The sequence below is a fragment of the Dorea sp. AGR2135 genome (genome assembly GCF_000420885.1).
Taxonomy (GTDB): Bacteria; Bacillota; Clostridia; order Lachnospirales; family Lachnospiraceae; genus Dorea; species Dorea formicigenerans.
Genome location: NZ_ATVU01000049.1, coordinates 1 through 14,194, shown reverse-complemented (window position 1 = coordinate 14,194; position 14,194 = coordinate 1). Strand labels below are relative to the sequence as shown.

The following is a 14,194-nucleotide window of genomic DNA, read 5'->3' as shown; positions in this document are numbered from 1 at the left end:
GCCCGGCTTGTGGCTGCAGTAGTATGACACACCTTGGAAAGTCGTATGCTTATCGTAGTTAACCTTGTTTTTGTTCCATATGTTTCATCAGGCCTCCCTATGGAAGGTCTTGTCGGCATGCCTTGAAACAAAAAGTGTTTATTTAACACACTTGTTTTCAATTACAAAACACTTGTTTTCATTGCTTTTTGAGAAGATTTGAAAGATACAATCCCCATATACTTCTCAGAAAAACGTCCGCGAATTGGTACAATTATGAAGAATCACATTTAGAGCAGTTCCACATTTTTGAAAACTGCTCTTTTTATGTCTGCTAAAAATGTGATACTTCGCTTAAGAATTATAACACAATTTTTCCAAAATCAATGCCCTGTCCTCACTCATTTTCCACATTTCTGAAGATTTTCTTACGGTTTCGTGAAGATTGTGTGACATCTCTTGAGTCCCTTTTGCATTCATTATAAAATATGAGTTGCTCACAGGGAGGTATAAGTGATTATGGGAAACAAAAAGAAACAGACAAATGAATTTGACAATTACTTCGATGATGATTTCGAAGTTGTATATGAAGATCTGGAGGATCTTGGGAGCTATTTGAGTGAAGATAGTTCTGATAATAACGATGATTACGACGATTATGACGGTTATGATGGCGACACCGACTATTATAATGATTATGATGATGATGACGACGATTATGATGACAATTATTATGATGATGATGATGACGACGATTATGATGACAATTATTATGATGATGATGACTATAACAGCAACGGCAGAGATTCAAAAAAGAAAAAGCGCAACGACAAACAGGATCCGGATTCCAAAAAATCCAAGAAGAAAAAGCGTCGCGGACTGCCCAATGTAGGAAAACCGGTTGCAAATATTGCTAAGACCGGCATTAACGCGACTAAAAAATTAGTTGGAACCATTCTCCGGGCAGCCACACTGATTTTAATCGCTCTCATCATCCTGATATTGTTGAAAACATTTTTAAGTAACGCCGGTTCTTATGGAAAAATCCTGTTACTCGGACAGACGAAAGATACAACACTGATCGCATACCTGGCTGTCGGAGCTGTGCTGGTCGGTTATGAACTGCTCAACTTCTTCTGGGCTGCCAGCCGTACACGCGCCAGAAGCAGACACAACAATCGTCTGGATACCGGACGCGGGCTTTTGTCCTTTGTTATCATTTACGCCGGTTCCTATCTGGCCGCCATGTTCAGTCACCTGATTCCAAGTTCTCCAAGCTGGCTTACCGGTGTACAAGGAGGACTGTCTATTTACGGTGATCTGAAAGCCACACTACTGCCACTGTGCATTGCAGGAGTAGTAAGCTGTGTGGTCAGGAAAATCATAGTAAGATAAGATTCAAAACTGTATCTTTTATAAACTTCTTGAAACTAATTTCAATATATGCTATATTAAAAATAGAAAAGAACAACCGCCACAAGGGGTTGACTTCATTAGTTTAAGTAATCATGGAATTACCACCCAACTCGTCAAAGTTTAGAGGGTGGTTTTTCTTAGTTTAGTATATCATTTAAATCCATTTCATTCAATTAGTTTTTATCTTCCGCACAATTCTTCTAATCAGCAATATGAGCAAAATAATCAGCACAATTACAAGTACAAAAATGCCCGCTATGATAGTCGAAAATTTATTCGGGTGTTTTACAAGATCAATAATATTCCAGCTGTCTTCCACAACCTTGCGGTCGTGTTTTTCATTATAATATTCCGACACATTTGCAATACCATCACCATCTGTATCATCAAAGGACTCCATATATCTGGCAATGGCAGCCCATGCTTTCAGCTCCTGATTGCCTTCCATAATTGCCTGATCTTCCAGGTTTTCGATTGGATTTCCATCTTTGTCCTTCGGCGTAATAGACAGCAGTCCATAAGATGTGTCCATGACAGCACCGAGCATCTGCCCTGTATATAGGTCTGTCACCACATGATACAGCTTGTCATCTTCTATCTCTTCTCTGTTTCCTTCCCCCTGCGCTTTCATCAGATAGCAATCTGTCACTTTATTGAGTATCATGCGATGCGGATTGTATGTAAAGTTAAGACCACTACAATAAAGTCTGGCAATCGTCATAAAATCTGAGACAGACGCATCAATTTCCGCCACAAGTTTCAATTCTTTTCCTGTCAGATAAGCGCTGATTAGCGGATAACCCGCCAGCCCATCCTTCCCTATTCCAAGTGAAAATGAATTGTAGACCTGTTCGACCGTGACATCCCCTTTTGTATAAGTATCACGTACTGTTCCGCTCGGAACAACCGCCACATCGACCGGATCACCGTCGTAGTACTTAGAATTTTCCACCGCATACACATATGCATCAGACATGATGTCTCCGAGATTCAGCTCCTCATGCTTATTATACATATCGTCCACACTGCTGAATTCAATATCATTTTCCGCAAGAATCTGATCTTTTGTATATCCAAAATGTGACAGATAATTCGTATCAACCGTCTCCATCAGCTTATCAATCCGCTCCTGTGTTGCAGCATCCGCCTTTATCTCATCCGTAACCGGAATCAACTCGTAAGTATCCACGTCCCAGCGTCCATCATCTTTCTGCGTCATAGAAATCGTTCCAAGATTTCTTCCATATTCTCCACAGGAAACAATATAAGTATCTCCGTGCCGAATCGGCTCATCTAATTGTGTATGTGTGTGTCCGCTGATAATCAAATCTATATCCGGCACATTTTTCGCAAGAATCTCATCTTCAGATTTATCTTCATCTTCCACGGTACCACTATGAGATACGCAGGCAATCATATCCACGTCCTCATTTTTCTTAATCTCTTCCATCGTCTTCTTAGAAGCCTCGATCGGATCTTCAAAAAGCAGTTCGCATGTTGGCGCGCAATCCAGCGAATCTTTACCAAATACACCAAAAACTGCTATTTTGACATCACCTTTCTGTACAACTACATAATCTTTCACACCGTAGTTCTCAAATGCATCTTTAATCTGCTGCTGTCCTTCCGTTAAGCCCGCTTTCTCCATAGCGCTCCAGTCCACATTACAAACGACCAGTGACGGAACATTTTCACCGGAAGCCTTTGCAGTATTCAGCATATTAGCAAGTCCACTGGAACGATAGTCAAACTCATGATTTCCCCAGGTCGTCACATCACATCCAAGATAGCCTAGCATACGAAGCTCTGCCGCCTCTGTCTCATACACCGTCTGGATCAACGTTCCCATAGAAAAATCTCCACCATCCAGATAGAGCGTATCCGGGTTTTTTTCTTTCTGCTCGTCAATTAAAGTCTTGAGCCTTGCAAATCCTCCGACCTCTTCTTGTTTTCCATCAACGATCGTAGAAAAACTGTTCAGATGTGAATGCGTATCATGTGTAAATAATACGTCCAGATGTTTACCCGTGTCCGCGGCTTTTGCATTCACCCCAAGTGTCGGCAGCATCCCCACGCAAAGAGCAATCGCAAGTACAAATGCGGTTATCTTTTTCGTTCTCTGCATATGTCTCTCCTTTATCAATTCTTTCGTTCTCTACTATTTCTAGTAATCATACTATATTTTTTATAAGCTCGTCAACGCAAAAAACCTCAGAAATTATTATTCCGAGGTTTTGCATAAAAATGCGGATGACAGGACTTGAACCTGCACGTCGGGGACACTAGATCCTAAGTCTAGCGCGTCTGCCAATTCCGCCACATCCGCATAAGAAAATAAAAACGCAATACCTAATTCCCATTAAGTTTGCGTTATATTCACAGTGAGCGTGCGGGGATTCGAACCCCGGACAACTTGATTAAAAGTCAAGTGCTCTACCACCTGAGCTACACGCCCATAAAAACTGGGCTAGTTGGATTCGAACCAACGAATGCAGGAGTCAAAGTCCTGTGCCTTACCGCTTGGCGATAGCCCAATAAAATAAAAAAGGGTGGGTAATGGGACTCGAACCCATGATATCCAGAACCACAATCTGGCGCGCTAACCAACTGCACCATACCCACCATATACACTTATCGAACTATGCTTGTCCAACTTAGTACACTTAGCACTATTCTATTTTCTGTGGTTCTAACGAGCCTGGGGGGATTCGAACCCTCGACCTACGGCTTAGAAGGCCGTTGCTCTATCCAGCTGAGCTACAGACTCAATCTAGCTCTATTAGAACTATCTCTCAAAGCTTTTAGGCTTCAAGAAAGCGGGTGATGGGAATCGAACCCACGTATCCAGCTTGGAAGGCTGGTGTTCTACCATTGAACTACACCCGCGTATTAATTGTTTTCTTCGATTCATTCTTTACCAGAACCGCTCTCAAAGCTTTCAGGCTTTAAGAAAGCGGGTGATGGGAATCGAACCCACGTATCCAGCTTGGAAGGCTGGTGTTCTACCATTGAACTACACCCGCATATCAATCGGGGTGACAGGATTCGAACCTGCGACCTCCTGGTCCCAAACCAGGCGCTCTAGCCAAGCTGAGCCACACCCCGTTTTTTTGTTTCCGCGTCGTTATCTCCGTGACACAAATAGTATTATACATAAGCCCCCTCTATATGTCAACAATTTTTTTAAACTTTTTTCAAAAAATTCTTCAAAGCGTCTTCCATACTTCGGAAAGCCCGTAAAATCGGGCTTTCCAGACTTATTGAGTTCATATCTTTACACAGTTTTAAGCTCTACTTCAGGCTGTTTTCCTTTTTCTAATTTCATCACCATGTAGGTAGCTTGTCGTCCCTGCTGCCTCGGATAAGTCAGGCTGCCCGGATTCAGCGTCACAAGATCAGCGTCTATTGTAAGTGCCGGCACATGTGTGTGCCCATACATCACAATATCCGCACCTCTGCGGCGCGCTTCTTCCTGCAAATGCGCCTCTCCCATGCTGACATAATATGCATGTCCATGCGTAATAAAGATATGATGTCCTTCCAGTTCAAATTCTTCCTCCCTCGGAAGTCTTGAAAAGAAATCATTGTTTCCACCCACAATATGCGTTGGACACTCAAAAATAGCTTCTATGTAATCTTCATCATCTTCCACATCACCAAGATGGATCAGCATATCTGCATCCGGATTACACTCACAAACATTTTCAATATTCTTTCTGGAACCATGTGTATCACTTACTATCACAATTTTCATATTTCTTTTGTCTTCCTGTCTTTTCTTTTACTGCATTCTTCTAGCTGCCTTTTCTTTCGTCTGGTTATATCTTCTATTTGCTTTCCAGCTTTTCTTCCAATACTTTGCGCATTTTGCGAAGTCCTTCTCCGCGATGGCTCAGTTCATTTTTCTTCTCCGGTTCAAGTTCCGCACTGCTGCAGCCAAACTGCGACAGATAAAAGATTGGATCATATCCGAATCCATTTTCCCCTGTGATCTCATAACCAATACGACCTTCCATCGTTCCTCGTACAACTTCCGTACTTCCGTCTGGAAGCGCCGCCGCTATCGCACATACAAATCTTGCCGTACGCTTCTCATCCGGCACTCCCTCAAGCCGGTCTATCAGCGCCTGGTTCTTAATATCATAAGACGTATCCTCACCCATATAGCGTGCCGAATAGATTCCCGGTTCTTTATTCAGCGCATCGATTTCCAATCCGGAATCGTCTGCCAGAACAACTGCATTTTTATACTCCGGCATCTTCCGTGCAATATCCGCGATCGTCGTCGCCTTAATTAACGCATTTTCCTCAAATGTCTGTCCATCCTCTACTACATCCGCCTGGATTCCGGCTTCTTTCTGGGACAAGATCTTGCAGCCAAGATCTGCTAGAATCATACGGATCTCTATCATTTTATTTTTGTTACCTGTCGCAAATATAATTGTGTCCATCTTCAATTCTCCTCTGGTTTTTCCTACTTCTCCCTCAGCTTTTTTGGCGGTTTCGGTCCAAGGAACTGATAGAAATAAGTCTTCAACATTCCATTATAAATCTTACGATTCTTATCCGCCTTGCGTCCAAAATATCGTTCAGCTTCTTCATAAGAAGTTATCATATAGGCAGACCAGCTGTCCAAATGCTTAAAGCTCTCACCAAATGCTCTGTAAAGGGCCGGAAGATCCTTTTTATCCTCCAATCGCTCACCATACGGTGGATTGGTAATCACAAAACCATATTTTTTCGGGTGATGCAGATCTTTAACGTCTCTTTCCTGAAAATGTATCAGATGATCCACTCCCGCCTCTCTGGCATTGCGTCTTGCGATCTTAATTACAGAACTGTCCAGATCGTATCCCTGAATGTCCACCTTGACATCATCCTGAATCAAATCATTTGCCTCATCAATCGTGTCATACCAGACCTTTTTCGGTATAATATTCATCCAAGATTCAGCTGTAAAAGAACGATTCATTCCCGGAGCAATATTGGCTGCCATCATAGCCGCTTCAATCGGAAATGTTCCACTTCCACAAAATGGATCTACCAGGATCCGGTCTTTATTCCAAGGTGTCAGCATAATAAGTGATGCCGCCAACGTTTCTGTAATCGGCGCTTTTCCAGACACTTCTCGATATCCGCGTTTATGTAAAGATACCCCTGAAGTATCAATTCCAATTGTCACAATGTCTTTCATTAAAAATACACGTACCGGGTAAGATGCTCCATCCTCTGGGAACCATTCGATGCCATAATACTCCTGAAGTCTGCGTACCATCGCTTTTTTCATAATAGACTGAATATCTGACGGGCTGAACAGCTTACTTTTTATCGAAGCAGCTTTCGCAACCCAAAATTTTCCGTTTCTCGGAATATATTCTTCCCAGTGAAGGCTCTTCGTTGCCTCAAACAGCTCTTCAAAGCTTGTTGCTTTAAAGTTCCCCACCTTAATGAGAATACGCTCTGCCGTACGCAGGAACAAATTTGCACGGCATATAGCCTCCTCATCTCCGATAAATGTGACTCTTCCGTCTTCCACTTCCGAAATCTCATATCCAAGGTCTATAATTTCACGTTTTAGCACTGCTTCCAGTCCAAAATGGCACGGAGCAATCAATTCCATTCTTCTCATATATCTCTCCAAATCATCATTTGCATTAAAAAAGTTTTTCTTTCATATTACTTTTATTACCGGGCACTGTCAATCATTTCCGTAAGTCGGACTCAACAAAAAATATTGAAAAAAAATATTTTCAAATATCTCAGGCAGTTTCTCGATCATTATCACTTCATATGCCCGGCAACGCAAACAGGGACATGCCTTGTGGCATGCCCCCGGTCGCCAGCAAAATTCACAGTATACCTGCAAACCACGCTGATCATCAGCTCTGATTAGTATCTGTCACTCTCATCATGACAGTTGCGGTCAGATGCGTTAGATGCATTCTTGTTTGAAGAATTCTTTGCATTCTTGTTTGAAGTCTTGTTAGATGCGTTTTTATCCCCCATACTTGAATTTGTTTTGTTCTTGTTTGTTGAGTTGTAACCATCCTCGCCGTAACTGTTTTTGTTTGATGAACTGTAATTCTTAGCCATATTAATTCCTCCTAATCTTTTTTGCTGCAAAATTAGTATGTCCCGGCATCCGAATTTTATGTGATGTAAAATAGTTTTATTTTTATATTTTTGCATCTTAATCTCACCTTAAGGTTTTTTTAAGATTTTTCATTTTTATCTTGCTTTTTAGAAATTCCTATATTATACTTGAATTCGTAGGAAGCACAACTTTCTACAACCCCTTATTAATTATTTATACTCCCCTCAAAAGACTGATAGCTCCCCTATCAGTCTTTTATTTTGCCCTATTTTCCCAAACAAAAACAGATATTCTGGCAGGCTTAATTTTAACCCCGTCGGAATGTCTGTTTCTTATTTCATATATTTTCTATATATAAATCATATTTATATGGCTGCCTGTCTCGCTTACCATCGCCGGCCGCTTCCGCCAATCAGTCTGATAATCAGCATAATGATCACAAGCGGAATCAAAATCGGTGCCAGAAGGCTTATAATTCCTCCAACAATCGATACTACAAGCACGATAATCCCAATAATTCCAAGTATCAGCAACAGCTTTTTCCACCAGGTATCAAAGCCAAATGTGCGCACATGTGTCTGATATCCCTGATTCTGATCATAATAATCCTCGCGTGTATAATCCCCGCCATCTCCATATACCGGATCACTGAATCCACTATTAGCAGTAGTATAGGAACTTCCAGCATTTCTGCCCGTGCCCCGCTTTGCCTCCTCCGCATCAATAATTGTCTGCGCGATTACCCACGGATCGCCAAGATCCGCGGTCACCTCTTCTTCTGTTCTTCCAAGATTCACTTGAACACTGATATACCCATCATAATATGCAACATTTTCCTGCACAGTCTCACGATTCAGATCATTACCAAGAGCCTTTCTAAGCCCCTCCAGGAATTCATTTTTTGTCATATCTTCCATCTCCTTCCTTAATCTCTTATATCTAATATTAACACTTAATCGTTTCTATTATGTATCACGAGCGAGCCAGACACCTTCACACTTTATTATTTAAAGATCCACAATGCATCTCTACTCCATACAACATTACTCAAATGCCATAGAAAAAGACCTTGAGCCTAGAATAGCACAAAGATGTGTCCATTCCAAGTCCAAGGTCCTTATAAAATCCTTAATTCTTTCTAAAGTTTCCGCAGTCTACAATCTCCTGTACTCTGCTATCGGAACATTTATCTTATACTTCAAACATCAGATCTCCGTAAGAAGGCATTGGCCATGCTTCTTTATCTACGATCATCTCAAGTTTGTCAACTGGTGAACGAAGCGCAGCCATAGCCTGCACAACTGTGAAGTGATAGTATCTGGCCTGCTCTTCTCCTTCTTCCATCTCTACAGCTTTCTCTGTAACTTCTGTTAAAGCTTTCAGAGCGTTCTTGCTCTCTACAAGAAGAGCCGAAATCTCTGTCAGAAGCTCAGACTGTACAGAAACGTCTGCACCTGCTGCCTTTACAGCATTGATTGTATCTGCAAGTTCTTTTGTATATTTGATAACTGCAGGAATGATCTGTTTTGTAGCCATATCGATCATTGTGCGAGCTTCAATATTGATTGCCTTTGAGTAGTTCTCGTATTTGATCTCGGCACGGGACTCAAGCTCTGCCTTTGTAAATACTTTATATTTCTCAAAGAGGTTAATTGCTTTATCTGTTGTCAGTGCCGGAATAGCTTCTACCATAGACTTGATGTTCGGAAGTCCACGTCTCTCAGCCTCTGCAACCCACTCGTCAGAGTATCCATTTCCACCGAATACGATTCTCTGATGCTCTGTCGCATATTTCTTGATCAGATCATGTACTGCAAGATCAAAGTCATCTGCTTTCTCCAGTACATCACATGCCTCTGCAAATGCATCTGCTACGATTGTGTTAAGTACAACGTTCGGTCCGGCAATAGAATCACGAGATCCTACCATACGGAACTCAAATTTATTACCCGTAAATGCAAATGGTGATGTTCTGTTACGGTCTGTAGCATCTTTTGTAAAATCCGGAAGTGTATCTACACCTGTCTTAAGGATTCCCTCTGCAAGACTATGTGTAGCTTCTCCTGTGCTGATCAACTGATTCAGGACATCCTCAAGCTGCTCTCCAAGGAATACAGATACAATTGCCGGTGGAGCCTCATTTGCTCCAAGTCTGTGATCATTTCCCGGATCAGCTGCAGACTCACGAAGAAGATCTGCGTGCTCATCAACAGCTTTCAAAATACATGTAAGTACAAGTAAGAACTGGATATTCTCATGAGGTGTATCACCTGGATCCAGAAGATTCTTTCCATCATCCGTTGTCAGTGACCAGTTGTCATGTTTACCAGATCCATTAACTCCTGCAAATGGTTTCTCGTGAAGCAGACACTTCATACCATGCTGACATGCAACTCTCTTTAATGTCTGCATTACAAGGTGGTTGTGATCCAAAGCCACATTTGCCTCAGCATAGATCGGTGCAAGCTCATGCTGTGCCGGTGCAACCTCATTATGCTGTGTCTTTGATGAAACTCCAACTTTCCAGAGCTGTTCATTTACATCTTTCATAAATCCTGCAATTCTCTGGCGGATTGTTCCAAAATAATGATCATCCAGCTCCTGACCTTTTGGAGGCATTGCTCCGAAAAGTGTACGTCCTGTATAGATCAAATCTTTTCTCTGCATGAACTTTTCAGTATCTACTAAGAAATATTCCTGCTCAGGTCCAACAGAAGGTGTTACCTTCTTAGCTGTTGTATTTCCAAAGAGACGAAGTAATCTCAATGACTGTTCATTGATTACCTGCATAGAACGAAGAAGTGGTGTCTTCTGGTCCAGTGCCTCTCCTGTATAAGAACAGAAAGCAGTTGGGATACAAAGTGTAGCACCTGCTGCATCATGTCTTACAAATGCCGGTGATGTACAATCCCATGCTGTATATCCACGCGCTTCAAATGTTGCACGAAGTCCTCCGGACGGGAATGAAGATGCATCCGGCTCTCCTTTGATCAGTTCTTTTCCAGAAAAGCTCATAAGAACCTTTCCACTTGGAAGCGGTGCGGAAATGAATGAATCATGCTTCTCAGCAGTTACACCTGTCAATGGCTGGAACCAGTGCGTATAATGTGTAGCTCCCTTCTCAATTGCCCACTCTTTCATCTCATGTGCGATGACATCAGCTGTGGCAAGGTCTAATTCTTTTCCTTCCTCGATCGTCTTCTTCAAATCCTTGTACACTTTTTTCGGAAGGCGCTCTTGCATAACAGTGTCATTAAATACATCTTCTCCGAAAATGTCTGCTACATTAAAACGCTCGCTCATATCCTGCTTTCCTCTCTTTCACTTATTTTAAATTGTAATCATTCAATACCATATTCTTATACTCGCCGTTTGTCAAATACTAAACAATTACTATTTTTATATATACAGAAAAGGCACTCCAATTCAACATTGGAACGCCTTTGTTCTGTCTATGTCAGTTAGTATAACCCAATCGTCTGAAAAAGGCAAGTATAAATTAAATCTTTATTCAGCCTTACCAACTGAGCCAAATAATTCCATCTTTTCTTTGACAGTTTCAATAATTGCATCTGCACCTGGTTTGAGAAGTTTACGTGGATCGTATCCTTTTCCTTCCAGATCCTTTCCTGCCTCAATGTATTTACGTGTAGCTTCTGCAAATGAAAGCTGGCACTCTGTATTTACATTGATCTTAGCAACACCGAGACTGATTGCCTTTTTAATCATATCATCCGGAATACCTGTACCACCGTGAAGAACGAGCGGGAGTTTTCCAGTTAACTGCTGAATTGCATCAAGAGTCTCAAAGCTGAGTCCCTGCCAGTTTGCAGGATATTTTCCATGAATATTACCGATTCCTGCTGCCAGCATTGTAACACCGAGATCAGCGATCATCTTGCATTCCTTAGGATCTGCGCACTCGCCCATTCCGACTACGCCATCCTCTTCTCCACCGATAGAGCCAACCTCTGCTTCAAGAGAAATTCCTTTCTCATTGCAGACTTTCACAAGTTCACGCGTCTTCTCAATGTTCTCCTCGATCGGATAGTGTGATCCGTCGAACATAATAGAGGAGAATCCTGCCTCTATACACTTATAACATCCTTCGTATGTACCATGGTCAAGATGTAATGCTACCGGAACTGTGATATTCAGTTCTTCGATCATGGCCTGTACCATAGCGGAAACTGTCTTGAATCCTGTCATCCATTTTCCTGCGCCCTCAGATACACCAAGGATAATTGGAGATTTTACCTCTTCTGCTGCAAGAAGCGCACTTCTTGTCCACTCCAGATTGTTGATGTTAAACTGCCCTACTGCATAGTGGCCTTCTACTGCTTTTTCAAGCATTTCTTTTGCTGATACTAACATATTAAATTCCTCCATTTAAATTGTTACCTTTGCTTTCCTCATTATAGACCATAACATTCTAAATGACAAGTATCTGGAGACATGTGATTTTGTCAAAAAATTCAGCCAATCCAGAAGTATTTTTGTCATATTTTTAACAATTAAATTCTCCGCCTTTTTATACTTCAAATAAGTTATTTCCGTTTTCTGGACTAATACTTTTGTAAAATATCTTTCCCAGGTGAATACTCCTCAGACTTCGTTTCATCACGGATACAACAAAAAATCCACAGAACAATCTGTGGATCTTAGTGACTCCGAGGGGAATCGAACCCCTGATTCCAGCGTGAGAGGCTAGCGTCTTGACCGCTTGACCACGGAGCCATATCAGTTTTTATGTTTTTCCGTACCCTCGCATTCGGTACTTGCTTAGTATAGCAAAGGTTTCCCAAGAATGCAAGCACTTTTTTCAATTTTTTTAAACTTTTTTATTTTTTCATCAAATTCCGACATTTTGCAGGGACGCATCTGCAATCCTGCCGGAGGCTATATCAGCTGGGGGATTGACTCCCACCTCTATAGGTGGGAGTCATCTCCCAGCCGATATAACAATTATTGTTTGTACGACATCGTAATCTAAAACTACGTTTTTTATGTCCTAACCTGCGATCAAGCCCCAATAACCCTGCACAAATATAAACAGCACGATCAGCGGCAGGATAAATGTCAGGTAAAACCGGATGGCTTTATGTGTCGGGAATTTCACTCCAGATCCGGTATTTGCTTCTTTTATGAAATTATCCCATCCCCAGCCATATCTTGTCATACAGAACAAAAGATATACCAGTGATCCAATCGGCAGAAGGTTATTACTTACAAGGAAATCCTCGATATCCATAATACTCTTTCCACCTATAGAGAATCCTGCCCAGTCTGTCATTCCAAGCACACACGGCACTGCAAGAAGGATCAGCAGAACTCCATTAATAAGAACAGATTTCTTCAAAGAAATCCCCCACATATCTCTTGCGAATTGGATAATATTCTGGAACACTGCGATGATCGTGGAAAATGCTGCAAACGACATGAACAGGAAGAACAGAGCTCCCCAGATTCTTCCGCCAGCCATCTCACGGAATACATTTGGCAGTGTCACAAATACAAGTCCTGGTCCCTGACCCGGGTTTACATCAAATGCAAAACAGGATGGAAATATAATCAGACCTGCAACAAGCGCTACAATCGTATCCAGAACGGTGATGCTGATTGCCTCTCCAGTCAATCTTCTCTCTTTTCCAATATAACTTCCAAAGATTGCCAGTGCACCAATTCCGACACTTAAAGTAAAGAATGATTGCCCCATTGCCGCAAACACCGCTTCTTTAAATCCATTTTCGGCCATCTTACCAAAATCCGGAAGCAGATAGAACTTCAATCCGTCTATCGCACCGTCCAGTGTCGTTGCACGAACGACCAATATTAACATAATTGCAAACAAACTGGACATCATGAATTTTGTCATTTTCTCGACACCATTTTGAAGTCCCATAGAACACACTACAAGCCCCAGCACGGAAATCAAAATCATCCAGAACAGCATTTCATTTCTGTTAGAAGTCAGTTCTCCAAAAACCGCCTCCACCTGCTTTGTGTCAGCTCCTACGAAATCTCCTTTTACCATCTTTACGAAATATGCAAGCATCCAGCCGCCGATTGTCGTATAGAACATCATCAGCAGATAATTACCTGCAATTCCGAAATAGCGGTAAATGTGCCATTTACTTCCTTTTGGTTCCAGTTCATTGAAAGACTTTGCAATACTCTTCTGGCTTCCACGGCCAACCGCGAACTCCATAACAATGATCGGAAGTCCTAAAATCAAAAGAAAGAACAGATACAGAAGCACAAATGCTCCTCCTCCGTACACTCCTGTGATATACGGGAATCTCCATACATTTCCCAGACCAATTGCACAGCCTGCGGACATTAATATAAATCCCAGTCTTGATGAAAATTTTTCTCTAGTCTCCACTTATTTAATCTCTTTCTACTACAATATATTTATGGTTAATATCCCTTACAGCCAGTAAGGAATTATCCATCTTGTTGCTTAAGCTGTATAATGGTGGAGCAATTGGTATATCGGCTTCCTTTCTTGGACTTCGCGTCCGTAAAATAGACTGATAACCAGCTCCTCATTCGCAGCGTTCGTTTTATGCAGGTTGAATCGTCGTAGGCGCATTCGTGTCACACCACAGTAGATTGAATAGGCAATGAGTAAAACTGGCACTTATCCATTGCAATAATCTTAAGGAGTGACAAATTTATGAACGCAGTAGGTATCGATGTTTC

General features: G+C 41.7%; 10 protein-coding genes and 9 tRNA genes. 1 reads left to right on the top strand and 18 read right to left on the bottom strand.

The features are described 5' to 3' along the window. The first annotated feature begins 498 nt into the window (after nucleotides 1-498). Nucleotides 499-1,374 (top strand): hypothetical protein, encoded by an 876-nt coding sequence (locus G593_RS0117460; RefSeq protein WP_029732503.1) that lies wholly within the window; start codon nucleotides 499-501, stop codon nucleotides 1,372-1,374. Between the two features lie 190 nt (nucleotides 1,375-1,564). Here the strand turns inward: G593_RS0117460 and G593_RS0117455 are convergent, their stop codons facing one another. The 18 genes from G593_RS0117455 to G593_RS0117370 all read right to left on the bottom strand — a co-directional run bounded on the left by G593_RS0117455 (nucleotide 1,565) and on the right by G593_RS0117370 (nucleotide 13,874). Further along, entirely contained in the window at nucleotides 1,565-3,520 is a 1,956-nt protein-coding gene (locus G593_RS0117455) for a bifunctional metallophosphatase/5'-nucleotidase (RefSeq protein WP_029732502.1), read from the bottom strand. Between the two features lie 120 nt (nucleotides 3,521-3,640). Further along, nucleotides 3,641-3,721 (bottom strand) — tRNA-Leu (locus G593_RS0117450). A 56-nt stretch (nucleotides 3,722-3,777) separates the two neighbouring features. Next, nucleotides 3,778-3,850, bottom strand: a tRNA-Lys gene (locus G593_RS0117445). Between the two features lie 7 nt (nucleotides 3,851-3,857). Continuing rightward, nucleotides 3,858-3,929: transfer RNA gene (locus G593_RS0117440), tRNA-Gln, on the bottom strand. Between the two features lie 14 nt (nucleotides 3,930-3,943). Next, a tRNA-His gene (locus G593_RS0117435) sits at nucleotides 3,944-4,017 on the bottom strand. A 71-nt stretch (nucleotides 4,018-4,088) separates the two neighbouring features. Beyond that, nucleotides 4,089-4,162 (bottom strand) — tRNA-Arg (locus G593_RS0117430). Between the two features lie 48 nt (nucleotides 4,163-4,210). Then, nucleotides 4,211-4,281: transfer RNA gene (locus tag G593_RS0117425), tRNA-Gly, on the bottom strand. 66 nt (nucleotides 4,282-4,347) lie between these two features. Further along, nucleotides 4,348-4,418, bottom strand: a tRNA-Gly gene (locus G593_RS0117420). 7 nt (nucleotides 4,419-4,425) lie between these two features. Next, a tRNA-Pro gene (locus G593_RS0117415) sits at nucleotides 4,426-4,500 on the bottom strand. 169 nt (nucleotides 4,501-4,669) lie between these two features. Further along, nucleotides 4,670-5,149, bottom strand: coding sequence for a metallophosphoesterase (locus G593_RS0117410; RefSeq protein ID WP_029732501.1), 480 nt, complete (start codon nucleotides 5,147-5,149; stop codon nucleotides 4,670-4,672). A gap of 73 nt (nucleotides 5,150-5,222) precedes the next feature. Continuing rightward, on the bottom strand, nucleotides 5,223-5,846 hold the full coding sequence (rdgB, locus tag G593_RS0117405; protein ID WP_029732500.1) for an RdgB/HAM1 family non-canonical purine NTP pyrophosphatase: 624 nt from the start codon (nucleotides 5,844-5,846) through the stop codon (nucleotides 5,223-5,225). A gap of 23 nt (nucleotides 5,847-5,869) precedes the next feature. After that, entirely contained in the window at nucleotides 5,870-7,024 is a 1,155-nt protein-coding gene (locus G593_RS0117400) for a THUMP domain-containing class I SAM-dependent RNA methyltransferase (protein WP_029732499.1), read from the bottom strand. 260 nt (nucleotides 7,025-7,284) lie between these two features. Further along, the gene (locus tag G593_RS0117395; protein ID WP_005331971.1) at nucleotides 7,285-7,488 is read right to left on the bottom strand and encodes a hypothetical protein; all 204 of its coding nucleotides are present in this window, start codon (nucleotides 7,486-7,488) and stop codon (nucleotides 7,285-7,287) included. Between the two features lie 387 nt (nucleotides 7,489-7,875). Next, nucleotides 7,876-8,397 (bottom strand): DUF1700 domain-containing protein, encoded by a 522-nt coding sequence (locus G593_RS0117390; RefSeq protein WP_029732498.1) that lies wholly within the window; start codon nucleotides 8,395-8,397, stop codon nucleotides 7,876-7,878. A gap of 283 nt (nucleotides 8,398-8,680) precedes the next feature. Then, the gene (locus G593_RS0117385) at nucleotides 8,681-10,792 is read right to left on the bottom strand and encodes a glutamine synthetase III family protein (RefSeq protein WP_029732497.1); all 2,112 of its coding nucleotides are present in this window, start codon (nucleotides 10,790-10,792) and stop codon (nucleotides 8,681-8,683) included. Between the two features lie 204 nt (nucleotides 10,793-10,996). After that, nucleotides 10,997-11,863: a class II fructose-1,6-bisphosphate aldolase gene (fba, locus tag G593_RS0117380; protein WP_005338591.1), complete on the bottom strand. Its 867-nt coding sequence runs from the start codon at nucleotides 11,861-11,863 to the stop codon at nucleotides 10,997-10,999. Nucleotides 11,864-12,154: 291 nt separating this feature from the next. Further along, nucleotides 12,155-12,226 (bottom strand) — tRNA-Glu (locus G593_RS0117375). A gap of 274 nt (nucleotides 12,227-12,500) precedes the next feature. Then, nucleotides 12,501-13,874 carry a sodium-dependent transporter gene (locus G593_RS0117370; RefSeq protein ID WP_029732496.1) on the bottom strand — a complete coding sequence of 458 codons (1,374 nt, stop codon included), beginning with the start codon at nucleotides 13,872-13,874 and terminating at the stop codon, nucleotides 12,501-12,503. Nucleotides 13,875-14,194: the final 320 nt, after the last annotated feature.